Source organism: Mesorhizobium sp. P3_A2 (assembly GCF_056403115.1).
In genome coordinates this window covers 540,336-563,232 of the sequence record NZ_JBFUGC010000002.1, presented here as the reverse complement: position 1 = coordinate 563,232, position 22,897 = coordinate 540,336, and the positions used below count along the sequence as shown (strand labels likewise).

Here is a 22,897-nt window from a genome sequence, read left to right as displayed (position 1 = left end):
CCGGCCTTTGACGGTCGGGTTAAATCATACTGCTCAGGCCCAGGGGCGCTCGGCGGCGTTCTTCTTCTCGAACGAGGCGATGGCGCCGGCCTTTTCCATGGTCAGGCCGATATCGTCGAGGCCGTTCAGCAGGCAGTGGCGCTTGAAGTCGTCAAGATCGAATTTGACCACGCCGCCATCCGGACCGCGGATTTCCTTGGCCTCGAGGTCGACCGACACCGTCGCATTGGAGCCGCGCGAGGCATCGTCCATCAGCTTCTCCAGATCTTCCGGGCTGACGGTGATCGGCAAAATGCCGTTCTTGAAGCAGTTGTTGTAGAAAATGTCGGCGAAGGAGGTCGAGATGACGCAGCGTATGCCGAAATCGAGCAGCGCCCACGGCGCGTGTTCACGGCTCGAGCCGCAGCCGAAATTATCGCCGGCGACCAGGATCTGCGCCTTGCGGTAGGCCGGCTTGTTGAGCACGAAATCCGGGTTTTCCGAGCCGTCATCCTTGTAGCGCATTTCGGCGAACAGCCCGCTGCCGAGCCCGGTGCGCTTGATCGTCTTGAGATAATCCTTGGGGATGATCATGTCGGTGTCGACATTGACGATCGGCATCGGTGCGGCGACGCCGGTGAGCTTGGTGAATTTGTCCATGGCTTTTGCCCGTATTTCGTTGCGGGAGATTGCTGACGCACCGTTTACACAAAGCCGGAGGCAAATAAAAGGCAACTGTTCGTGCGTGCCTGGATCGAAAGATCGGCGCGGCACCAACTTCAAAACCGGCCGCCGCTAGTGCACCTTGCGCCCATGACCACACAATCGAAGATAATCTATGCCAGCGAGCCGGAACTCGACGTCGCCGAGTTCCGCCGCGTGCTGGTCGAATCCACACTCGGCGACACGCGTCCCGTCGACGACGAAGCCCGGCTGCAGGCGATGCTTTCCGGCGCGAACCTGGTGCTGACCGCGCGCCTCGACATCGAAGGCCGGCCGCTGGTTGGCGTTATCAGAGGCATCACCGATTTTTCCTGGGTGTGCTACATTTCCGAGCTCGCCGTATCCCAATCGGCGCAAGGGCTTGGCATCGGCAAGGGTCTTATGGACGAGGCCCGCCGGCAGCTTGGGCCATCGGTCGCCATCAGCCTGATCTCGATGCCCGACGCCGTCGGCTTCTACGAGCGCATCGGCATGGAGCGCATGGCCGATGCCTTCTGGTTCTCGCGCAAACGCTGATTTTGCTCCTGTGGCCACACCCAGTCGCCGACGGTTCGCGATGTTTGCGGCTTGACATGCAACCAAATGGTTGCATATTAAGGCCATGAGCATGGATGCCGTCTTTCGCGCCCTCGCCGACCCGACACGCCGGCAATTGCTGGACAGTCTCCACGCCAGGAATGGGCAGACACTGAACGCGCTGTGCGAGCGGACGGATATGACACGGCAGGCTGTGACCAAGCACCTGGCGATCCTGGAAGAGGCGAACCTCATCACCACCGTCCGCAACGGACGTGAAAAGGAGCACTACCTGAACCCCGTTCCCATCAACGAAATCGCCGAACGCTGGATCGGCAAATTCGAACGAGGACGGCTGACCGCCCTCAGCGACTTGAAGAAGCGCCTTGAAAGGGAATAGCCATGAGCAATGCCTTCGTCTACGTGACCTATATCCGCACCACGCCCGAGAAGCTCTGGGAGGCGCTGACCGAACCGGAATTCCACCTGCAATATTTCCTCGGCGCCCAGATGCAGAGCGACTGGAAGAAAGGCTCGGCATGGAAGATGGTCTATCCCGACGGCCGCGTCACCGACAGCGGCGAGATTGTCGATGTCGATCCGCCAAGGCGCCTGGTCATCAAATGGCGCAATGAGTTCATGCCGGACGTGAAGGCCGATGGCTACACGCATTGCACCTTCGTCATCGAACAGGAAGGCGACATGATGAAGCTCGCCGTCACCCATGCTGCCGACGGTCCGCACCGTCTTCTGGAACATGTCGGCAATGGCTGGCCGCTGGTGCTGTCGAGCCTGAAGAGCCTGCTCGAAACCGGCAAGGGCCTGTCGCGCCCGGCATCAAAGGCAGCTTAACTCGTTTCGATAACGAAACAATCGCTTAGAGCAATTCCAGGAAAAGTGTGAGCGGTTTTCCGTCCGGAATTGCGAAAACACAAAGAGATAGAGCAGTTCGGCGTCCGTGAAACGGTGAAACGCTCTAGGGAGGTTGCCATGATGCACGGCCCAGTGGTGGCGCAAAGCATGACCAATGGCGAGACGATCATGGCAAGCGCCGAGATCGTCGCGCCACCGGAGCGCGTCTTCCACGCGCTGATTACAGACGAAGTCGAGCGCTGGTGGGGCTCTTCCGAAAGCTACGGGATGGTCGATTGGACGGCCGATTTGCGCGTCGGCGGCCGGTGGCAGGTCATCGCCAGGACCATTGCTGGCGAGGACCATCCCGCCGGCGGCGAGTTCCTCGAGATACAGGCGCCGCTTCGGATCGTGCAGACGCGGGCCTATGACTGGGACCATCCGACACTTGGCCGGCGGCAAACGACGGTTGCCTACCTGCTGGAACCGATAGCCGGAGGCACACGCCTCACCATCTGCCATGGCGGCTTTGCCGGGTTGACCGACGCGGCGGCCGAACATGCCGAGGATTGGGGCCGGGTGCTGGGGTGGCTGCAGGCCTATGTCGAGACTGGTGAACCGGCGGCATAGAAGCGCGTCTTTTCCCTCTCACGCTTATGAAAAGAGGCCGCTCAAATCACATTCAGCTCTCTGAACGCCCTGCCCTCGGCCACCCGTTCGTACCCAAACGCCGAGCAATCCACCGTCCGGTAGCCGCCATGGACGATCAGCTCGGCCAGCGCCTTGCCGACCGCCGGCGCCTGCTGCAGGCCGTGGCCCGAAAACCCGTTGGCGAAGATGAAATTGCCGACTTCCGGGTGCGGTCCGATCACCGCGTTCTGGTCGAGCGTGTTGTAGTCGTAATGGCCGGCCCAGGCGCGGGTTGCCTTGATCGCCTCGAAGGCAGGGATGCGCGTCGCCAGCACCGGCCAGATCACCTCTTCGAACAGCGACCAGTCGACATCGAAATCCCGGGGGTCGGCCGGGCCGTCGCCCTCCTCCGGCTCGGCGCCGCCGGTGAGATAGACAGAGCCTTCCGGCCTGACATAGATGCCCGAAGGGTCCACCAGCAGCGGCATGTCGGTATATTTTTCCCGCGCCTCGAAGACGAAAACATTGCGCTTGCGCGGCTCGACAGGCAGCGCGAGCCCGGCAAGAGCGGCGACTTTGCCGGCGTTTGGACCGGCGGCGTTGACGACGATGCCGGCCTCGAGTTTTTCGCCATTGTCGAGCGTCACGCCGGTGACGCGGCCACCCTGCCGCTCGATACCGGCAACATCGGCGGCGATGAAATCGATCTTCTTGTCGCGCAACGCCTTGCGGAACAGTGTCAGCATGGCATGCGCGTCGAACCAGCCCTCGCCGGTGCGGCCGAAGGCGCCGGCGCTGATGCCTTCCGTGGACAGCCAGGAAAAGCGCTTTGCCAGCTGGTCGGCATCCTCGAGCAGAATATCTGCGCCCTCGGCGACCTGCGCTTCGTGGTTGGCTTTCAGGATCGGCAGCCCGGCCTCGCCGGCCAGGATCAGATAGCCGCCCTCGCGAAAGCCGATATCGGCGTCAGTGCCGAACGTTTCCTTCAGCCGCCGGAACAGGTTTAGCGTGAACTGCGACAGGCGGATGTTCTCCGGGATCGAGAATTGCTGGCGGATCGAGGCCATGGACAGCGTGGTGGCCGCATGGGCGAATTGCGGATCGCGTTCGATCAGCGCTATCGAGCCGGAAAAGCCTTCCTCGCGCAGATAATAGGCGACCGAGGAGCCGACGATGGCTCCGCCGATGATGACGATGTCGTAGCGCACTTTTTTCTCCGATCCGCCGGCAGCATCCTTCACGCGGCTGGCAAGGAAATCTCGAAGCGCGTGCCGCGCCCGGAGTCAACCAGCGCGATCGTGCCATCATGCGCTTTCAGGAGGGCCAGCACGATGCCGAGCCCCATGCCGGTGCCGCCGGACTCGCGCCGCGTGGTGAAGAACGGCTCGAAAATGCGGGCCCTGTTGCTCGGTGAAATACCGGCGCCGTCGTCGCTGACGGTAACGCTCACCTTGCCCTCCGCGCCGGCTGCCGCCAGCAGAACCTGCGTCGCGCCATGCCTGGCTGAATTGTCGATCAGATTGGCAAGCACGATCGCCATATTCTCGGCCGATATCCGCAAACCAGTTGCGCCGCCCGTCTCAATGACGACCGCCACCCTGCCGTCCACCGGCAGCAGCGCCAGCGCTGCATCGAGCGATGTACTTTCGCCGCTCGGCGCCAGGTTTTCGGCGCGCGCCAGGTCGAGCAGGCGCCGCACCAGCAGATTGAGCCTTCCGGCATCGGTGACGATGTTGCCGGAAAACCGTTTGCGCTCGGCGGCATCCATCGTATCGCCGGAATCGCGCAGCAGCTCGGCCGCGCCCTGGATCGCCGTCAGCGGCGATTTGAGCTCGTGCGAAACATGGGTGGCAAAAGTCTGGATGCTGTCGGAGCGCGCCTGCAGCTTTTCGGCCATGTCGAGAAAGGCGGCGGACAGTTCGGCCATTTCGCGCGTGCCGTGATGGTCGAGCGGGCGGATCGCGTCGCGGTCACCGGCGGCAATGCGCCTGGTCCGCTCCATCAGCGCGTAGATCGGCCGGCTGACGGTGCGCAGGAAGACCAGGGCGATCAGGAGCGTGCCGCAAAGCATGGCGATGGCCGCCAGCGTCACCTTGCCGCGCTCGCCATAGAGGTGTTTGACGATGTTGTTCGGCGTCCGCGACAGATAGATCACGCCGGCGACCCGGCCATCGACTGCAATCGGCATGGCAACAAAAACGCGGACCTTTGTGCCGCGGCTGACCGAATAGAGCGGTGGCGGTGGCTGGTCGGGAATGCGTTGCCTGAGCACGCTGGCGTAGTGGCCGGCAAGCGCCTGGCGCACCTCCTCGACATGGGTGAGCGACAGTCCGACCTCATCGCGCCCGGCAATGACGACGCCCTTCGGGTCGAGCAACCGGAAGCCGGCCAGCGTGGTCTTTTGCGTCGTGTCGAGAAGGCCCGACAACCGCGCGCCGATCGCCGCAAAGGCCGGATCGGTGGTGGCCACGATGCCGGCGGGCCGGGTCGGCAGCAAATAGTCGGAGGCGAGATCGAGGCTGGGCTCGATCGGCTGGTAAGGCGAATCGTCCCCGCGGCTGGCATCGTCGCCCTCAACGTCGACCGGCCCGCCAAGCTTGTCCGGGGAAATGCCGGCGTCGCGCACATCCTGCGCATAGATGGCGGCGATGACGGCGCCTTGCGCGATCAGCTCGCCCTCGGTCTGGCGGATCAACTGGTTTTCATAAAGCCGGAAGAAGAACAGGCCGACCAGCGGCAGCGCCAGGACCATGATGAGGATGGCGAGGACCACCGTGGCCAGCCTTGGCCGCCATTTGGTGCCGATCCATTTGCGGTCGCTCAGGCGCCGCATCGGCCAAGCCGGAAGCCGACGCCATGCACGGTTTCGATGGCGTCGAGGCAGCCCACTGCCGCCAGCTTGGCACGGATGTTGCGGATATGGCTGTCGACGGTGCGGTCGGCGACATGGATGTTGGCGGCATAGGCGCTGGCCACCACCAGGTCGCGGCCCAGCACATGCGCCGGCCGCGCCAGGAACCCTTTCAGGATCGAGAATTCGATCGCCGTCAACGCCAGTGCCTTGCCGTCGAAACTGGCGCCATGGCTGGCCGGTGTCAGGCTGAGCTTGCCATGCGCAAAGGCCCTCGCGTCGGCCGGCTCCGGCACGGCGCGGGCGCGGCGCAGGATGACATTGACACGCGCCACCAGTTCGCGCGGGCTGAACGGCTTCGTCACATAGTCGTCGCCGCCCATTTCAAGCCCGAGGATGCGGTCGATTTCCTCGTCACGCGCCGACAGGAACAGCACCGGCACGTCCGAGCGTTGCCTGAGCCGCCGGCAGACCTCCAGCCCGTCCATCTCGGGCATGCCGATGTCGAGCACGACGAGATCGGGCTCGCGGCGTTCGATCGCTTGCAGGGCAGCCGCGCCGTCAGAGACGGCCTGTGTCTTCATGCCAGCCTTTTCCAGTGCAAAGCAGATGATCTCGCGGATGTGCGGATCGTCGTCGGCGACCAGGATCTGATGCGGCATGGGTCTAGCGGTCCGGCGTGGATGGCATGGCAGGCAGCGAGGGTTGCTGTGCGGGAGGAAGCACGAGCGGGCCTCTCTTGTCGAGAACCTGCACGAGCCTCCAGCCGCGAAAGCTCCAGGCGCGCCACTTCTTTTGTTCGGCGATATAATCGTCGATCATCACCTGGTCGGCCAGATAGGTGGTTTGGTTTCCGAATTTATGCATGTAGTAGCGGTCCAGCGCCGGCATGGCGACAGCGCCGAACGAGCGCAGATACTGCGTATCGAGCGGCGTGCCGGAACCGGTCATTTCAAGCGAGTGGTCGACATTGAAGTTGGCGATCGTTGCGGCGAAGTTGACAAAGCAGCAGGCATAAAGCGTCGCCGATAACGTCAGAAGATTGGCCGAGAACAGCCATTCGTTGGATTTTCCGAGCGCGATGCGGGCGATGATCAGCGCAAGCCCTGATGCCACCAGCCCCATCCAGACGAAAGCGGCGATGCGCCAGTAGGTCAGCGCATAGACGCCGATATAGAGGTCGAGCCGCAGGATCGAGGAGATGATCAGCACGATGTTCTGCGCCACCCAGGCATAGACCAGCCGGCGGATCAGCGGATCGCCTGATGTTTCGCTGCCCGGCCGCAGCGCCGCCAGCACGAAGCCGGCGGCGAGCAGCGCGGTGACGATCAGCGGATAGGCGCCGTGATGCGCATAGGCGGCATAGCTCATGCCATCGGGAAGGGCGACCCCACCCCAGAGATAGGCGGCGTCGAGCCCGGTCTGCAGCGCAAACAGCGCGTTGAAGACGATCAGCGCGCGCAGAATGGCGCCTTTGCCGAAGACGATATCCTCGACGACATGCCGCTCCGGTTTGGCCGCCGGCTGGGCGCCGGCAAGGTTCTGCCTCGGCCGCGGGATAAGACGCCGGAAGCGCGGCAGACGCGGCCGCAGCAAGGCCCAGACGCAGGCGAGCACGACCAGCCAGAAGGCAATCCGTGCCAGTTGGATGAGATCGAGGAGCTTCATCAGGTCGATCAGCGACAGCCAGTAGTCGATGACCGGATTGGCGACGCCGAACAGCGTGAGGAAGACGGCGCCCAGTGTCAGCGGCATCACCCAGACCGCGATGGACGCGAACCGGATCCGGCGCCGGCCGAAGCGCCGCGCCGTCTTGCGCCAGCGGATGAAATCCCGGATGAACCGCAACGGCACCGCTGCCAGGAACAGCGCGATCTGGCCGGCAATGCGGGCGATGCGGTGTTGCAACCGCCCGGCCAGCGACAATGCAAACACCACCATGGCCACGAGCGCGACCGAGACCGACAGCGCGCTGACATTTTCGGCCAGCGGCAGCAGCGCGACGAACAGGGCCGCCGGCTTGAGCCACGGCATTGGGGCATAAAGGGCAGCGGGATGCACCGCGACGACCGCGCCAGCCGTTACGATGGCGAACAAAAGGACGGTGATGCCGATGGGCTGGTCGTAGAAGAAAAAATCCGCCAGCGCGACGAGCAGGACGGCGATGCCAAAGCGACTGCAAAAGCTGACGAACGATGTCATGCGCGGACTTTCCTGATGATCCGGCCGACGGGCGGATGCCTGGGGATAAAAGGGAGCAGGCTTGCCTCCGGGCGATGGCGGGCCTCCGGCCGCGGCGGATCGACCAGCCACCAGCTTTCGCTGCGCAGCCGGTAAGGCAGGGACCAACGGGGGGTGTTTCGGTGTTGCATGCCGCCCTTGTGGTGGCTGCGCATGGATACGGCAGGGCGCAGCGGAGGAGGTTTTCCGCAGAGATGTGCAGTTTTCGTGCAGGAGCCAGCCCCCTTCTCCCCGTTCACGGGGAGAAGGTCCCGGCAGGGGGATGAGGGGCCGCGCCGACTTCGGCAATCACCAGCCGCACCTTGCCTCAACCGCCCCAGACGGCATAGATCGAACCATGACAAGCGAACCCTACCGCCCACGCCGCTCTGTACTCTACGTCCCCGCCTCCAACGACAAGGCGCTGGCCAAGATCGCGACGCTTGCCTGCGATGCCGTGATTATCGACCTCGAAGACGCCGTCGCTCCCGCCGACAAGGTCGCGGCGCGTGAAAAACTGGCGGCTATTTTCGCCAGCCGGCCAGTTGCCAACCACTTTGGGCGGCGCTGCGAGATGATCGTGCGCGTCAACGCGCTGTCCAGCGAATGGGGCAACGATGATTTGCTAGCCGCGGCGAAATTCGAACCCGACGGCATCCTGCTGTCCAAGGTCGCCACGCCGCGCGACATCCTCGAAGTCGGCGACGTGCTCGACGACAATTTTGGCCCCGACAGCGTCAAACTCTGGGCGATGATCGAGACGCCCAAGGCCATGCTCAACATCGGGGCCATTGCCGAACTCGGCCGAGATCCGGCCTCGCGCCTCAATTGTTTCGTTGCCGGAACGAATGATCTGGTCAAGGAGACCGGCATTCTGGCGACGCCCGACCGGCGCTACCTCGTGCCATGGCTGATGCAGATGGTGCTGGCGGCGCGCGCCGGCGGCATCGACATGCTCGATGGCGTCTCCAACGATTTTCGCGACCTCGATGCTTTTGCGCGCGAGTGCACGGAAGCCGCCGCCATGGGCTTCGACGGCAAGACGCTGATCCACCCGGCCCAGATCGAAGCTGCCAACCGCGCCTTTGCACCAGCGCCAGATGCCCTGGCCGAGGCGCGCGCGGTGAAAGATGCCTTCGCCTTGCCGGAAAATGCCGGCAAGGGCGTGATTGCGCTGAACGGCAGGATGGTAGAGCGGCTGCATCTGGCGCAGGCCGAAAAACTGCTGGCGAAGGCCGCCGCCATCGGCGCATGATTGCCGAAGCCGGCTTCGTAAAGATCACGCCTCAACAACACGGAATTCACGACAGGACCTGACCCATGAAACTCTACCGCTTTTTGTCCGCCCCCGACGATTCCAGCTTCTGCCACAAGGTGACGGCGGCGCTGAACAAGGGCTGGCATTTGTTCGGCTCGCCGACCTACGCCTATGACAAGAAGACCAAGTCGATGCGCTGCGGTCAGGCTGTGGTGAAGGACGTCGACGGCCAGGAATACGGGCCGGATACCAAGCTGAGCGATTGGTAGGCTTTGCAAGCACCGACGCAGGCTGTGTTGAGATTCAGGTCAGGCCGAGTCGAAAATGGCTGATACCGAGAACCGGAGCGGAGCGTACTTGAAGTACGTGAGCACCGGAAGCGCAGGTATCAGCCGTTTGCAGGCCGGCCTCACCTGAATATCGGCACAGCCTACTCCGCCGCCTCTTCAATCTTCTCCATATCATCGTCCGACAGGCCGAAATGGTGGCCGATCTCGTGGATCAGCACGTGGGTGACGATGTCGCCCAGCGTCTCTTCGTTCTCGGCCCAGTAGTCGAGGATGGCGCGGCGGTAGAGGGTGATGCGGTTCGGGCCTTCGCCGGTCTGCGGATTCCAGCGCTCGGCAATGCCGCGGCCCTCGAACAAGCCGAGCAGGTCGAACGGCGTCTCCAGCGACAGATCGTCCATGATCTCGTCGGTCGGGAACTCGGCGATCACGATTACGATCTCGCCGGTCAGCTTGCGAAAATCGTCCGGCAGATGCGCGTACGCCTCCAGCGCCAGAAACTCCATTTCCTCGATCGAGGGCGAGAGTTCGTCGTGCCAGGTGCGGGTCTTGTAGATGCGGGCCATGCGTTGTCCTTTGATCCCGGCATATAGGCTTTCGCACCGGACTCGGCAATGAAGCGGCAATTCCATGACGTCAATGGCTATGGAGGAATAAATTCCTTCTGACTCCGCTTGACTCTTGGAGCACCCTCTGGAATCTATAGGAACATAACAGGAACAATTGTGAGAGAAACTGACCGTTATGGCGACATCAGCCGTGGCGCGGGAGACTGTTTTTGCCCTGCGCCGCCAGATCGCGAAGATCGAGGGAACGCTGCCCGAGCGCCTGGCGGCGCCGGTTGGAGAGCGGCCTCGTGCGCGTGCTGACGACGATGTCGGCGCGCCCGACCTCGATATCGCGCCCGACATCACCATCATCCGGCGCGGCCTTGCCGTGGCGTCGCCGGATGCCTTCCTGCCCATCGGCGTCGAACGCCTCGATGCCGCGCTGAGCGGCGGCCTGCCGAAAGCCGCCCTCACCGAGATCCATGGCCTCGAGACCCGCAATGCCGGGGCGGTCGCCGGCTTTGTGCTGTCGGTGGTCAGCCTGATCCTCAGGGGGCAGAACCTGCCCGTGCTGTGGATCGGCAGCTCGGAGATTTTTCGCGAGGCCGGCTTTCCCTACGCCAGGGGATTGCAGGGCCTGTTTGGCATCGCGCCGGAGCAGTTGCTGTTTTCCGAGGCGGCGAAACTCACCGATGCGCTGTGGGTGGCCGAGGAAGCGGCAAAGATGACCGCGCTCGCCGCCATCATTCTCGAAATCCGCGGCAGCCCGCAGCGGCTCGACCTCACCGCAACGCGCCGGCTGCACGCCAGGGCGCAAACCGCCGGCCGGCCGGTGTTTCTGCTGCGCCAGGCCGGCGAGGCCGAACCGACGGCAGCACCTGTACGCCTCATCGTGTCGGCCGCAGCGGCTGCAAGCCGCCGGACCATCGCCGGGCCGCTCGCCGGCTCGATCGGCCGCCCCGCCTTCACCGTCAGCATCGGCAAGAGCCGCACCGCTCTGCCTGGACAATTCACACTGGAGTGGAACCCCGATGAACACAGTTTCGAAGAAAGACGGGAAGAACGGCCAGAGAATTCTGTCGCTGTGGTTTCCGCATCTCGGGGCAGAGCGGATCCTGCGCCAGCGCCTGGGACGGTCGTGGCGTTCCCGGCCGTCGGATCATTTGCCTCTGGTGATCAGCCATCGCGACCGCAGCGCCCAGCGCATATCGGCCCTCGACGAGCGGGCTGAGGCGCTGCACCTGAAGCGTGGCATGGGCATCGCCGACGCGCGCGCCATGCATCCCTCGATCGACATTGTCGAGGCCGATCCGGAAGCCGACCGCCGGCTGCTCGAAGGTCTCGCCGACTGGTGCGACCGCTACACGCCGCTGGTGGCGCTGGACGGCGCCGATGGCCTCTATCTCGACGTCACCGGCTGCACGCATCTGTTCGGCGGCGAGCGCGCCATGCTGGATGACATTCTTGCGCGCTTTTTCCAGCAGGGTTTCGATGTTCGCGCCGGGCTTGCCGCGACGCCGGGTGCTGCCTGGGCGGCGGCGCGCTTCTGTGGCGACCGCATCGTTCCCTCAGGCGAGGAGGAAGCGCTGCTTGCCCCTTTGCCGCTGGCCGCGCTACGCATCGAAGCCGATATCCGCGCCAGCCTGGAAAGTGTGGGCCTCCGCACCGCCGGCGCGGTCATGGCTGCACTGCGCGCGCCGCTCGCCCGCCGCTTCGGCGCCACCTTGCTGTTGCGGCTAGACCAGGCGCTCGGCCGTCTCGACGAGGCGGTGTCGCCGCGCCTGCCGGTGGCGCCGCTTTCGGTCGAGCGCCACCTCGCCGAGCCGGTCGTGTTGACCGCCGAGATCGAGCGGCTGGTGGAAATGCTGGCGGTGACGCTGAAGATCGATCTCGAGCGCCGCGGCGAAGGCGCCAGGATGCTGGCGCTGCTGTTGTTTCGCGTCGACGGCGCCGTCATCCGCATCGCCGTCGGCACCTCACGGCCCCTGCGCGAGCCGAAGCTGATCCAGCGCCTGTTCCACGAGCGGCTGACCGCGCTCGAGCAGGACATCGATGCCGGCTACGGCTTCGATCTGGTGCGGCTTTCCGTGCTGGCGGCCGCCGCCTTCGACATGCAGCAGGCCGATTTGACCGGAGAGACCGAGGACGACGGCGCCGACATCGCGCTGTTTGCCGACCGCATCCGCGCCCGGCTCGGCGACAATGCTGTGCTCAAAGCGGTCGCTGTCGAAAGCCATCTGCCGGAGCGCGCCGTCGCCACCATCCCTTTCTCGGAGGCGCCGCAGCGGACCACGCCGCCGAAAAGATCAGACAGGAAAGACGCGCCGCCGCCAACAACCATCTTCCCGCCGGAGCGGCCGATCCGGCTGTTCCGTTCGCCCGAGCCGATCGAAGTGCCGGCCACCGAAATGCCGGAGGGACCGCCGATGAATTTCCGCTGGCGCCGCGCGCTCTACCGGGTCGCCCGCGCCGAAGGGCCCGAGCGCATCGCGCCGGAATGGTGGCAGAAGGGTGAGGAGGACGCGCCGACGCGCGATTATTTCCGCATCGAGGACAGCGACGGCCGCCGCTACTGGCTCTACCGCCAGGGGCTCTACGGCGCCGGCCAGCCTTCGCCGCGCTGGTTCATGCACGGGGTCTTCGCATGAACGCGCTGACCGTCATCCCCTATGCCGAATTCGGCATCCAGTCGAATTTCTCCTTCCTGCGCGGCGCCTCCAAGCCGGAGGAACTGGTGGTGGCGGCGAAATTCCTCGGCTTCTCCTCGATCGGGCTTGCCGACCGCAACACGGTCGCCGGCGTCGTGCGCGCCTGGCAGCAGGCCAAGGTCGAGAAGCTCGCCTACCACCCCGGCTGCCGCCTGGTGTTCGGCGACGGCACGCCGGACATTCTCGCCTATCCGCAGAACCGCAAGGGCTGGGGGCATCTCTGCCGCATGCTGACGCAGGCCAATCTGCGCGACGAGAACGAGAAAGGTGCAACCCTTCTCCAGCGCGGCGACCTGCTCGAATGGGGCGACCTGCTGTCGCTGGCGGTGCTGCCCGATCTCTCGGCGAGTGCCGACGATCTCCTGGCATTGATCCGCCAGCTGAAGGAGCGTTTCGGCGCCAACCTGCGGCTTGGCGTGGCGCCGGACTACCGCGGCAATGACCGCTTCCGCATCGAGCAGGCGGCCGCCATGGCCGATATCGCCGGCGTGCCGCTGATGGCGACCAACGATGTGCTCTATCACACAGCCGAGCGGCGCTCGCTGCAGGACGTGCTTACCGCCATCCGCCTCAATGTGCCGGTCGCCGAGGTCGGGCTGGAACTGACGGCCAATGCCGAACGCCATCTGAAGCCGCCGCTGGAAATGGCCCGCCTCTTTCGCCGCCATCCGCAGGCTCTGGCCGAGACGCTGCGCTTTGCCGGCGAGCTCAGCTTCTCGCTTGGCGATCTCCAATACAATTATCCAGACGAGCCGACGCAATCGGGGCTCGGGCCGCAGGCCGAGCTCGAGCGTCTGGCCAGGGAGGGGGCCGCCACGCGCTATCCGGCGGGCGTCCCCGCTTCCGTCTCGCAGCGCATCGGCGAAGAGCTCGCTCTGATCGAGCGCCTGAACTATGCGCGTTATTTCCTCACCGTTTACGACATCGTCCAGTTCGCCCGCAACGAGGGCATTCTTTGCCAAGGCAGAGGCTCCGCCGCCAATTCGATCGTCTGCTTCTGCATTGGCATCACCGAGGTCGGCCCCGAGCGCATCGACACGTTGTTCGAGCGGTTCATTTCCGAGGAGCGCAACGAGCCGCCAGACATCGACGTCGACTTCGAGCATGAGCGGCGGGAGGAGGTGATCCAGTACATCTACTCCAAATACAGCGCCAAGCGCACCGCGCTGGCGGCGGCCGTCATCAGCTATCGCGGCCGCTCGGCGCTGCGCGAAGTGGCCAAGGCCATGGGCCTGTCGGACGATGTCCGCAGCGCGCTCTCCAGTTCGATCTGGGGCTGGTCGACCTCGGAACTCGGCGAGAAGGAAGCCCATGCCGGCGGCCTCGACCGCAACGAGACATCGACCCGTCACGTGATCGCCCACGCCAACGAGATCATGGGCTTTCCCCGGCATTTGTCGCAGCATGTCGGCGGCTTCGTCATCACCAGGGACCGGCTCGACGAGATCGTCCCCATCGTCAAGACGGCGATGGAGGCGCGCAAGATGGTCGAATGGGACAAGGACGATCTCGACGCGGTCAAGATTTTGAAGGTCGACGTGCTGGCGCTCGGCATGCTGACCTGCCTGAAACGCGCCTTCACCTTGCTCACCGATCATTATCCGGATGCGCGCGATGAGTATGGCCGGCCCTATGTGCTGGGCAGCCTCCCGCCAGAGGACAAGCATGTCTACGACATGATCGGCCGCGCCGACACGCTCGGCGTCTTCCAGATCGAATCGCGTGCCCAGATGTCGATGCTGCCGAGGCTCAAGCCGAAGGATTTCTACGACCTTGTCATCGAGGTGGCGATCGTTCGGCCGGGTCCCATCCAGGGCGACATGGTCCATCCCTATCTGCGGCGCCGGCAAGGCAAGGAGAAGGCCGAGTATCAAAAGCCGGAGCTGGAGGCGATCCTCAAGAAGACGCTGGGCGTGCCGCTGTTCCAGGAGCAGGCGATGAAGATCGCCATCGTCGCCGGCGGCTTCAAGCCGGGCGAGGCCGACGAATTGCGCCGTGCCATGGCCACCTTCAAGCGCACCGGCACCATTGGCAATTACCGCCAGCGCATGATCGACGGCATGGTCGGCAAGGGATACACCAAGGACTTCGCCGAGCGCTGCTTCAAGCAGATCGAAGGCTTCGGCGAATATGGTTTTCCCGAAAGCCATGCAGCCTCCTTCGCGCTGCTCGTCTATGCCTCGTGCTGGTTCAAGACCTTCTATCCCGACGTGTTCTGCGCCGCGATCCTCAATTCGCAGCCGATGGGGTTTTATCAGCCGGCGCAGCTGGTGCGCGACGCGCGCGACCATGGCGTCGATATCCGCGACGTCGACGTCAATTTTTCCGGCTGGGATTGCACGCTGGAGGAAGACGAATTCGACCCGGCCCGAATCCTGCCGCGCCATGCCCAGATGCGTGGTGTCATCGAGACAAAGCACGCCGTGCGGCTCGGCTTCAGGCAGATCAAGGGGCTGTCCAAGGAGCGCATGAAGCAGTTCACCGACCGGCGCGGCGCCGGCTATTCAAGTGTCAGGGATGTCTGGCTGCGCTCCGGCCTCGATGTCGACGACATCGAAAGACTGGCGCAGGCCGACGCCTTCCGCTCGCTCGGCCTCGACCGTCGTGAAGCCTTGTGGGCGGTGCGCGCGCTGGACGGCAAGAGTGCCGCCGAAAGACTGCCGCTGTTCGACCAGCCGGCGATCCGGCTGCGCGAACTCGAACCCGAAACAAAACTACCGATAATGCCGCTCGGCGAACATGTCATCCACGACTACCGTTCGCTCGGCCTGTCGTTGAAGGCGCATCCGGTCGCCTTCCTGCGCGAGCGGCTCGACCGCGCCGGCGTCATCCCCAATGCCAACCTTGGCGCGGTTCGCGACGGCAGGCGGGTTTCCGTCGCCGGCCTGGTCCTGGTGCGCCAACGCCCCGGCAAGGGCAATGCCATCTTCCTGACGCTGGAGGACGACAAGGCCGTCGCCAACGTCATTTTCTGGGAGCGGACGTTTACCCGCTTCCGTCCCATCGTCATGGGCGCGCGCTTCGTCAAGGTCACCGGCAAGCTGCAGTCGGAATCCGACGTCATCCATATCGTCGCCGAAAAGATCGAAGATCTGACGCCCTGGCTGACGGTGCTGCTGGAAGAGATGACGCCTGCCGTGCCGGTCCGGCCCGACATTGCGGCGCTGTCGGACAAGGCCGAGAGGGTCATGCCCAAGGGAAGGAATTTTCAGTAGGGCGCTTTCTCACCCTTCGAATTTAGCCGAGACACCGATCGCTTCGTCATCCTGGGGCGTTTCGGCTAATCTCGAAGGTCTGCGATTTACCGTCCAGCCTGCGCCGGCCCACTCAGCCGCGGCGGCGACAGCACGTCTTCCGCCGAAATCGTCCGCGCCTCGGAGGGCAACATGATCGGGATGCCGTCGCGTACGGGATAGGCGAGCTTGGCGATCCGCGAGATCAATTCGCCGCGCTCCGGATCCCAGACCAGCGGCCCCTTGGTCAGCGGGCAGGCCAGCAGCTCAAGCAGTTTCGGATCGACATTGGCCGTCTTGCCGTCACGCCCGTCCGCAGCCATCGTTCCTCTTCCCGGCCAATCACCGGCCCAAGATGCCTTGACACACCCTTACTGCAAACTCGAGCCAAAGTCCTCATTCTCGCGCGCCAGCGCCATTTCGGTGATGGCGATCAGTGTCTCGGCGCGGGCTCTCAAGTCGGGCGCTTCCAACAGCGCCTGTTTCTCGGCCGGGCCGTAGGGCGCCATCATCGACAGCGCATTGACCAGCATGGCGTTTTCGGCGCGGCTGACGCTTTCCCAGTCGGCCTCGAGCTCGTTCGCCTGCAGATAGGCGCGAAACGCTTTCAAGAGCGCCGGCCGGTCGACCTCGCTCGCCGCCTGGTCTTCGCTGAGATCGGTGAGGAACGGCGCCAGCTTGCATTGCCGGAACGGTGTCTTCACCGGCAGCTCATGCGTGATGCGGAACCGGCACACACCCTGCAGCGAAATCAGATAGCGGCCGTCGCCGCTCTCGGCCATCGAGATGATGCGTCCGGCGCAGCCGACATTGCACAGTTCGGGCTCGCCATCGGCGCGCAGCGCGCCGTCGAGGCTGGGCTGGACGATGCCGATCAGCCGCGCGCCGGCGATAGCCTCGTCCACCATCTGCAGATAACGCGGCTCGAAAATGTTGAGCGGCATGCGGCCACCCGGCAGAAGCAGCGCGCCGGCAAGCGGAAACACCGGGATGGTCGACGGCAGATCCTTGCCGACCCGGTAATGTGCGTTTCCGACCTGCACTTAAGTCCTCCGATCGCTTCGGGCGCGTCAGTATCGGCCTAATCTGGCGCAGCCGACGCCGGCCGCAAGGCCCCAAAACCATTCCGCCGGTAATTTCGCCGGCGAACGGCTCAGGAAAACAGCAGCGACGACAATTTGCGCCGCGCCGCCAGCGTCGCCTCGTCGGTCATGCCCCAGGCCTCGAACAGCTTCAAGAGCTGCGCCCTGGCGCCGTCCTCGTTCCAGGTGCGGTCGGCCTTGATGATGGCCAGCAGATTGTCGGCCGCCGCATGGCGATCGCCTCGCGCATTCTGGACCATGGCAAGGTCGAAACGCGCCTGGTGGTCGCCGGGATTGGCGGCCAGGCGCTGCTCGAACTCGGCGGGATTGCCAAGCGCTGCCGCTTCAGCCGCCAGCGTCATCTTGGCACGCAGCGCGGCAAGTGCGGGCGCATCCTTCTTGGCCTCCGGCGCCGTTGCCAGCAGCGCCTCGGCGCCTTGCGCGTCGCCGGCCTCGAACAGAAGCTCGCCCAACCCGGCGATCGCCTCGATCGTCTCCGGCGCCTGCGCCAGTATGGCGTCATAGATGTCGGCTGCGGTCTGCGCATCGCCCGCCGCATGCGCCTCGGCTGCCGCGGCCAAAGCTTCTGCGACCGGCGGCGCGCCATTGCCCTTGCCGCCGACCTTGGTGATGAATTCGCCGATCTGGCTCTCGGGGATGGCGCCCATGAAGCCGTCAACCGGCTGGCCGTCCTTGAAGGCGATGACCGCCGGGATCGACTGGATGCCGAGCTGGCCGGCGATCGAGGGATGATCGTCGATGTTCATCTTGACCAGCTTGACCTTGCCGCCGGCGGCCTTGACCGCCTTTTCCAGCTGCGGCGTGAGCTGCTTGCAGGGCCCGCACCACGGCGCCCAGAAATCGACCAGCACCGGCTGTTTCCGCGATTCCTGGATGACGTCGGCGGCGAAGGCGGCGGTCGTGGTGTCCTTGATCAGGTCAGCGGCGGCTGGTGCGACGCCCAATGCCGGCTTGGCCGGCTCGGCGCCGCCATACTGCAGGGAGGTGGTGTACTGGCCGGAATTGCCGCCGAATTGGCCGCCAAACGGATTGTTGTTGTCGCTCATGTCGTCGCCCTTCCGGTCGCGCCCCTCGCCAGCGGAGCAGGCGCGACATCCATGCTAGAGGTCAGTTTTCGTCATCCATGTGGCGATCAAGCCGAGACTTTCAAGATAGCAGCATCATGTCCGGTTGCCTCGACGAATCTGATGAGGTCGGCGGAAGTGATCGACGTCGTCGCCTCATTGATCAGCGGATGCGCATTGATGACGTCATGCGCCATCAAATCCTGGTCGAGCACCACCTTGACCCGTCTTTGGGTGTCGTTGATCAGCCCGAACACGGTGACGGCGCCCGAAATGACGCCGAGCAGCTCCATCAGCATCTCCGGCTTGCCGAAGGAGACACGGCTGGCGGCGCCGATGATCGTGTGGATCTGCTTCAGGTCGACGACCGCATCCTCGCCGACGCTGACCAGGAAGAAATTGTCCTTCTTGTCCTTGAGGAACAGGTTCTTCGTGTGGCCGCCCGAAATCTCGCCGCGCAGCGACTGCGAATCGGCGACCGTGTAGAGCGGCGGATGACGCACGGTCGACACCGATATGCCGAGATCGGCAAGAAAGGCGAAAAGCTCGGCTTCAGTCTTCGGCATCGATGGTCTTTCCCTATCTGGTACAAGTCTGGCCACGCGCAAAGCCGTTTACGGCCAATGATGCCGCCGAGACAAGACCGTCATGCGGGAAGTCAATGAATGACCAGCGTGGCCAACGAGGTTCGGCCAGGCGATTTGGCGCGACCAAAAAGCCCGTCATTTCCCTGTTGCAATCGCCGCGCTCTTCAGCCATATAGGCCCGGCTTGCGGCCCTAAGGCCGTGTGAGCGGGTGTAGCTCAGGGGTAGAGCACAACCTTGCCAAGGTTGGGGTCGAGCGTTCGAATCGCTTCACCCGCTCCAATTTCCTCAAAGGGAATCAAGCGATGAAGAGGCGCCTTTCGGGGCGCCTTTTGCTTACATGGCTTTCTAAACCGGCAATGAAGGCTCATTGTAAGCGCGTTGCGGGACTCTCGTTCTACCAGAGCAATTTCAGGAAAAGTGTGTGCGGTTTTCCGTCCGGAATTGCGTAAAAACAAAGAGAGAGATCGGTTCGCCGTTTCCGCGAAACGGTGAAACGGTCTAGAACCAGGCGCGGGTAAGACGGCGTGGCGCATAATCCCTTGGTTTCCAGTTCGGCGAACGGCGGCACCGCTGCCGAAGCACTCGCGTGGGTCGCGTTGCGGAACGCCGCGTCGGATTGCGGCTCAGGTTTGCGCTCGATCGACACGCAGCCCCTGCGCGCGCTCCCGGCAGGACGCAAGTGGGCGGGTGACATCGCCAAGGTGATCGTCGATGGCCTTGTGGCGGGAAGCCTGTCGGCGCCGGCGCAATTGGCTGCCGCATGGAACAGGTTCGGCGGCGCCATCACCGAGCTGATCGTTGCACTTGGCAAGATCTGGGACAATCCTGCGGCAGCTCGCCGCATCCAGTATCACCTTGAGCAAATGCTTCTCGACGCCGACGATCTTGCCGCGCCGCGCAGGCTGGCGCGGACGCTTGGAATTCGCGTCGACGCTCGAAACCCGACCGCAACCGACCTGCCTGAAGGTATCGATCAGATCTACGCCCATCTGATGATGGATGGCCGGATCAAGGCTGTCGTGCAGTTCGGCGTACTCGGGACAGTGACAAGGGATCATTGGATTGAATTGATCCGGAATGTCGTGCCCGCTGAGCGGCCCGGCCTTGCAGCTGAGGCATTGTCGACCTCAGCAGAACGCGGGCCCGATCCGGACAGCCATTTCGGCAAACTCGCCCAATTGGCCGCGCAAGCGCGGGAGTTGGTTCGGTCAAGCGCCGAACCTGCACAGCCTCCTGCAACGCCACGCCGAGGACGAATCGCGGACAGGAGTGATCGCACGGCGTTCTGGAACAGCTATTTCGCGACCGAGGATCCGTGGAAATACGGCTCGCTCTATGAGCAGGAAAAATATCAGCGGCAGCTCGAAATCCTGCCTGCCGGTTCCATCGGTCGGGCGCTTGAGCTGGCCTGCGCGGAGGGCCATTTCACACGGCAGCTGGCGCCGCGCGTGGGCCATTTGACCGCAACCGACATCTCCGCCATAGCCATCGAGCGGGCCCGTGCGCGATGCAGCGATCAGCCGAATGTTGAGTTCAGCGTACTCGATTTCGCTGCCGACACGTTGCCGGGTGAGATGGATCTGATCTTCTGTTCGGAAGTGCTCTATTATCTGGACGATCTCGCCGAGTTGCGGCGCATCGCCAAGAAATTCGCTGCGGCGTTGGCGCCTGGCGGCAGTTTCATCAGCGCACACGCATTCGTGCTGCGTGACAATGTCGAAAAGACGGGCTTCGACTGGAACACATTCGGTGCCCAAGCGATCTCCGAGACGCTGGCGGCGACCGAAGGCCTCGTGCTCGAGCAATCGATCCAGACCGAGCTCTACCGCATAGACCGCTTCCGCCGCCTGTCGCCGGACGATGTGGCGACGGAACCCGTGATCGATCATGTGCCAATCCGCGCGCCCATCGAAATCGGGGTCGCGCGAAATATCGTCTGGGGCGGTGCCCGGGCCTTGCGCCGCGACGTCGCACGCAGCGAGCAGCGCCAACGCATCCCTGTTCTCATGTATCACGGCGTCGCCGATGAAGGTCCGGCGGCGCTCGCCCGTTTTCGGCTCGCGCCCGCCGCATTCGCCAGCCAGATGGCATGGCTGCGCGCCAATGGCTTTCACGCGATCGGGTCCCAGCAGCTGGAAGGCTTCATCGCCGACCGTCAGCCTTTCGCCGGCCGCCCGGTGGTCATCACCTTCGATGACGGCTTCCAGAATTTCGCCGACCACGCCTGGCCGATCTTGCGCGCCAACGACCTGACCGCGGAAGTGTTCCTGGTGACGGACCTGGTGGGTGAAACTGCAGGATGGGACGCCGACAGCGGTCCGCCGGCGCAGCTTATGGGCGCCGGGACGGTGCGACGCCTCGCCGCCGAAGGCGCGTTCTTCGGCAGCCATATGGCGACGCATCGCGCGATCGATGGTCTGTCGAGCTCTGACCTGGCCGCCGAACTCCTGCGCTCTCGCATGTTCATCGAACGGTGGACAGGCCGGCCAACCACTGCGTTCGCGGCACCCTTCTCTGTCACCGACCGACGGCTCGGCCGGCTGGCCAGGGAGTGCGGCTATCGAGTGGGCTTCGGCCGCAAACACGGGCCGGCGGACCTCGATAGCAATCCCATCGACCTTCCGCGCATAGAGATACGCGGGGACCGCACGCTCGATGACTTTGTCGCCACTGTCGAGGCCGTGCTCGATGAACGCTGAACGTGTCAGTGTCCCGCCCCCAATGCGCGAGATACAATCGACGAGACGCCCCGCAGCGTAAGCGCATAGTCCCGTGCCGGCGCCGCCCTAAGTCCTGAGACACGCGAAGGATTCCATCCATTCGCATCGGGCAGGATTTCTAGTAGGCTGCCGCAAGGGAAACTGAGGGTTTCGGCGTGATTGTGGTCGACGATCGTCTTCTCGAAGGCAAGATGACCGAGATCGAGCAAGCGCGAGCATGGAGCCCGCGCGTCATCTCAAAATTCGAAACGCTCATCAGGAGCGGCGACGACCAGGCGCTCTATCGTGTCAATCCGCTGGCCTTCGCCCGCGACCGCGCAATCGCCGAGCCTGAAGCAATCGACCTTTTCCTTTACGCGGCCCGCTGCGGCCTGTTCGATATGAGCTGGGACGTGCTCTGTCCCCAGTCCGGGATGGTGCTCGACAGTTTCGGCGCCCTGCGCACGCTGCAGACGCATTACGTCTGTGGCCTGTGCGACGTATCGGGCGATACCGACCTCGACGACTTCATCGAGGTCTCCTTCTCCGTGTCGCCCCATCTGCGGCGTCTTCCGTTTCACGAACCCCAAACGCTCTCTGTCGAGGATTTTCACTGGAAGCTCCACTTCGGACATGACGGGCGGCTACCGGGGCAAGACGTTCGCTTTCTCGACGTTCTGCGCGGCTTCGTCCGGGGGATGACGTTCCTGCCGCCGGGCACCACAACAATGCTGCGCGCTGATCTCGGTCCGGGCTCCCTGTCGGGCGTCAACGTGCAGACACAGGCGGCATTCGCTGTACCCATATCAGGCGATCCGGTGTTGGCGCCGACACTTCTCAAGATCAACTATGACGGTAAGCGTTTCTTGCCGGCGTTGCCGGTCGTGCCACCCGGTCCGGTCGTCATTGAGGTTGCGAATACCGGATCCGGTCGTGGCGCGTTGCTTCTCATCAACTGGCCGCCCGAGCTTGTCGCGCTGACGACCAAACCGACGCTCGATTTTGACCCATATGTTTCCGGCGGCGCGCTGCTTGCGCGGCAAACCTTCCGCCACCTCTTCCGTTCCGAGCGTGTCGACGAGAAGGAGGGGCTCGGCATCCGGCAGATCACCTTCCTGTTCACGGACCTCAAGGGGTCCACCGCCATGTATGAGCGCCTTGGCGACCTCAACGCCTATGCCCTGGTCCGCGAGCATTTCGCTCTGGTCAACGCGGCGGTTCAGCAACATTCCGGAGCGGTGGTCAAGACTATTGGAGATGCGGTGATGGCAGTATTTTCGCGGCCATCGGATGCAATCTCGGCCGCACTCCACATCTTTGAAGAAATCGATCGCTTCAACAGCGACCACGACGGGCCGGGGATCATCCTCAAGATCGGTGCCCACTGTGGACCGTCGATTGCCGTGACGCTCAACGACAACCTCGACTATTTCGGCCAGACCGTGAATGTCGCCGCGCGCGTGCAGTCGCTGGCGGAGGCCGGGCAGGTCTGTATCTCCGAGGCCCTCTATCGCGCACCCGGCGTGAGCGACCTGCTTGCGGGCCGAAGCGTCGTCGCGTTTGATGCGCCTCTTCGAGGTGTAGAGGGGAATGCAACTGTCTATCGCATCATGCGAGGATAGACCGCCTGTTTGCCTC

At 64.0% G+C, this 22,897-nt stretch carries 21 protein-coding genes and 1 tRNA gene; 12 read left to right on the top strand and 10 right to left on the bottom strand.

Features of this window, described 5'->3' with window-relative positions; translation table 11 throughout:
* Positions 1-33: 33 nt before the first annotated feature.
* Entirely contained in the window at positions 34-639 is a 606-nt protein-coding gene (gene leuD, locus AC1DXM_RS07295) for a 3-isopropylmalate dehydratase small subunit (RefSeq protein ID WP_112560146.1), read from the bottom strand.
* A 153-nt stretch (positions 640-792) separates the two neighbouring features.
* Between leuD and AC1DXM_RS07290 the strand changes: the two genes are divergently transcribed.
* The 4 genes from AC1DXM_RS07290 (at position 793) to AC1DXM_RS07275 (ending at position 2,700) form a co-directional block, all read left to right on the top strand.
* Positions 793-1,218: a GNAT family N-acetyltransferase gene (locus AC1DXM_RS07290; protein ID WP_477232437.1), complete on the top strand. Its 426-nt coding sequence runs from the start codon at positions 793-795 to the stop codon at positions 1,216-1,218.
* A gap of 85 nt (positions 1,219-1,303) precedes the next feature.
* A complete protein-coding gene (locus tag AC1DXM_RS07285; protein WP_477232436.1) occupies positions 1,304-1,618 on the top strand; it encodes an ArsR/SmtB family transcription factor in 315 nt (104 codons plus the stop codon).
* A gap of 2 nt (positions 1,619-1,620) precedes the next feature.
* Positions 1,621-2,070, top strand: coding sequence for an SRPBCC family protein (locus tag AC1DXM_RS07280; protein ID WP_181060619.1), 450 nt, complete (start codon positions 1,621-1,623; stop codon positions 2,068-2,070).
* A gap of 138 nt (positions 2,071-2,208) precedes the next feature.
* Positions 2,209-2,700: an SRPBCC family protein gene (locus AC1DXM_RS07275; RefSeq protein WP_477232435.1), complete on the top strand. Its 492-nt coding sequence runs from the start codon at positions 2,209-2,211 to the stop codon at positions 2,698-2,700.
* 41 nt (positions 2,701-2,741) lie between these two features.
* On the opposite strand, the gene AC1DXM_RS07270 is transcribed toward AC1DXM_RS07275, so the two are convergent.
* From AC1DXM_RS07270 to AC1DXM_RS07255, 4 genes are read right to left on the bottom strand one after another with little or no spacing between them, the layout of a single operon-like run.
* On the bottom strand, positions 2,742-3,908 hold the full coding sequence (locus AC1DXM_RS07270; RefSeq protein ID WP_477232434.1) for an NAD(P)/FAD-dependent oxidoreductase: 1,167 nt from the start codon (positions 3,906-3,908) through the stop codon (positions 2,742-2,744).
* A 29-nt stretch (positions 3,909-3,937) separates the two neighbouring features.
* Positions 3,938-5,533 (bottom strand): sensor histidine kinase, encoded by a 1,596-nt coding sequence (locus AC1DXM_RS07265; RefSeq protein ID WP_477232433.1) that lies wholly within the window; start codon positions 5,531-5,533, stop codon positions 3,938-3,940.
* The gene (locus tag AC1DXM_RS07260) at positions 5,521-6,213 is read right to left on the bottom strand and encodes a response regulator (RefSeq protein WP_477232432.1); all 693 of its coding nucleotides are present in this window, start codon (positions 6,211-6,213) and stop codon (positions 5,521-5,523) included. The genes AC1DXM_RS07265 and AC1DXM_RS07260 overlap by 13 nt, the downstream gene beginning before the upstream one ends.
* Positions 6,214-6,217: 4 nt before the next feature.
* Entirely contained in the window at positions 6,218-7,753 is a 1,536-nt protein-coding gene (locus tag AC1DXM_RS07255) for a DUF4153 domain-containing protein (protein WP_477232431.1), read from the bottom strand.
* A gap of 376 nt (positions 7,754-8,129) precedes the next feature.
* Between AC1DXM_RS07255 and AC1DXM_RS07250 the strand changes: the two genes are divergently transcribed.
* Entirely contained in the window at positions 8,130-9,026 is an 897-nt protein-coding gene (locus AC1DXM_RS07250) for an HpcH/HpaI aldolase/citrate lyase family protein (protein ID WP_477232430.1), read from the top strand.
* Positions 9,027-9,091: 65 nt separating this feature from the next.
* A complete protein-coding gene (locus AC1DXM_RS07245) occupies positions 9,092-9,298 on the top strand; it encodes a DUF1737 domain-containing protein (RefSeq protein WP_454575642.1) in 207 nt (68 codons plus the stop codon).
* Between the two features lie 161 nt (positions 9,299-9,459).
* On the opposite strand, the gene AC1DXM_RS07240 is transcribed toward AC1DXM_RS07245, so the two are convergent.
* Positions 9,460-9,882, bottom strand: coding sequence for a metallopeptidase family protein (locus tag AC1DXM_RS07240; RefSeq protein WP_112560156.1), 423 nt, complete (start codon positions 9,880-9,882; stop codon positions 9,460-9,462).
* A 178-nt stretch (positions 9,883-10,060) separates the two neighbouring features.
* On the opposite strand from AC1DXM_RS07240, the gene AC1DXM_RS07235 reads away from it, so the two are divergent.
* From AC1DXM_RS07235 to AC1DXM_RS07225, 3 genes are read left to right on the top strand one after another with little or no spacing between them, the layout of a single operon-like run.
* Positions 10,061-11,095 carry an ImuA family protein gene (locus tag AC1DXM_RS07235; RefSeq protein WP_477232429.1) on the top strand — a complete coding sequence of 345 codons (1,035 nt, stop codon included), beginning with the start codon at positions 10,061-10,063 and terminating at the stop codon, positions 11,093-11,095.
* A complete protein-coding gene (locus tag AC1DXM_RS07230) occupies positions 11,037-12,512 on the top strand; it encodes a DUF6504 family protein (RefSeq protein WP_477232428.1) in 1,476 nt (491 codons plus the stop codon). Before AC1DXM_RS07235 ends, AC1DXM_RS07230 begins: the two co-directional genes overlap by 59 nt.
* On the top strand, positions 12,509-15,787 hold the full coding sequence (locus tag AC1DXM_RS07225) for an error-prone DNA polymerase (RefSeq protein ID WP_477232427.1): 3,279 nt from the start codon (positions 12,509-12,511) through the stop codon (positions 15,785-15,787). Before AC1DXM_RS07230 ends, AC1DXM_RS07225 begins: the two co-directional genes overlap by 4 nt.
* A gap of 86 nt (positions 15,788-15,873) precedes the next feature.
* On the opposite strand, the gene AC1DXM_RS07220 is transcribed toward AC1DXM_RS07225, so the two are convergent.
* The 4 genes from AC1DXM_RS07220 to AC1DXM_RS07205 form a co-directional block, all read right to left on the bottom strand.
* Positions 15,874-16,128 (bottom strand): Trm112 family protein, encoded by a 255-nt coding sequence (locus AC1DXM_RS07220; protein WP_477232426.1) that lies wholly within the window; start codon positions 16,126-16,128, stop codon positions 15,874-15,876.
* A 48-nt stretch (positions 16,129-16,176) separates the two neighbouring features.
* On the bottom strand, positions 16,177-16,848 hold the full coding sequence (locus tag AC1DXM_RS07215) for an LON peptidase substrate-binding domain-containing protein (RefSeq protein ID WP_477232425.1): 672 nt from the start codon (positions 16,846-16,848) through the stop codon (positions 16,177-16,179).
* A gap of 110 nt (positions 16,849-16,958) precedes the next feature.
* Positions 16,959-17,954, bottom strand: coding sequence for a thioredoxin (gene trxA, locus AC1DXM_RS07210; RefSeq protein WP_477232424.1), 996 nt, complete (start codon positions 17,952-17,954; stop codon positions 16,959-16,961).
* An 86-nt stretch (positions 17,955-18,040) separates the two neighbouring features.
* Complete coding sequence (locus tag AC1DXM_RS07205; RefSeq protein WP_477232423.1) at positions 18,041-18,538, bottom strand: prolyl-tRNA synthetase associated domain-containing protein; 498 nt, start codon at positions 18,536-18,538, stop codon at positions 18,041-18,043.
* A 226-nt stretch (positions 18,539-18,764) separates the two neighbouring features.
* Between AC1DXM_RS07205 and AC1DXM_RS07200 the strand changes: the two genes are divergently transcribed.
* The 3 genes from AC1DXM_RS07200 to AC1DXM_RS07190 all read left to right on the top strand — a co-directional run bounded on the left by AC1DXM_RS07200 (position 18,765) and on the right by AC1DXM_RS07190 (position 22,881).
* Positions 18,765-18,839 (top strand) — tRNA-Gly (locus AC1DXM_RS07200).
* A gap of 245 nt (positions 18,840-19,084) precedes the next feature.
* Positions 19,085-21,259, top strand: a complete 2,175-nt coding sequence (locus AC1DXM_RS07195; RefSeq protein WP_477232422.1) for an SAM-dependent methyltransferase — start codon at positions 19,085-19,087, stop codon at positions 21,257-21,259.
* A 176-nt stretch (positions 21,260-21,435) separates the two neighbouring features.
* Positions 21,436-22,881, top strand: coding sequence for a DUF5939 domain-containing protein (locus AC1DXM_RS07190; RefSeq protein WP_477232421.1), 1,446 nt, complete (start codon positions 21,436-21,438; stop codon positions 22,879-22,881).
* The last annotated feature ends 16 nt before the right edge of the window (positions 22,882-22,897 follow it).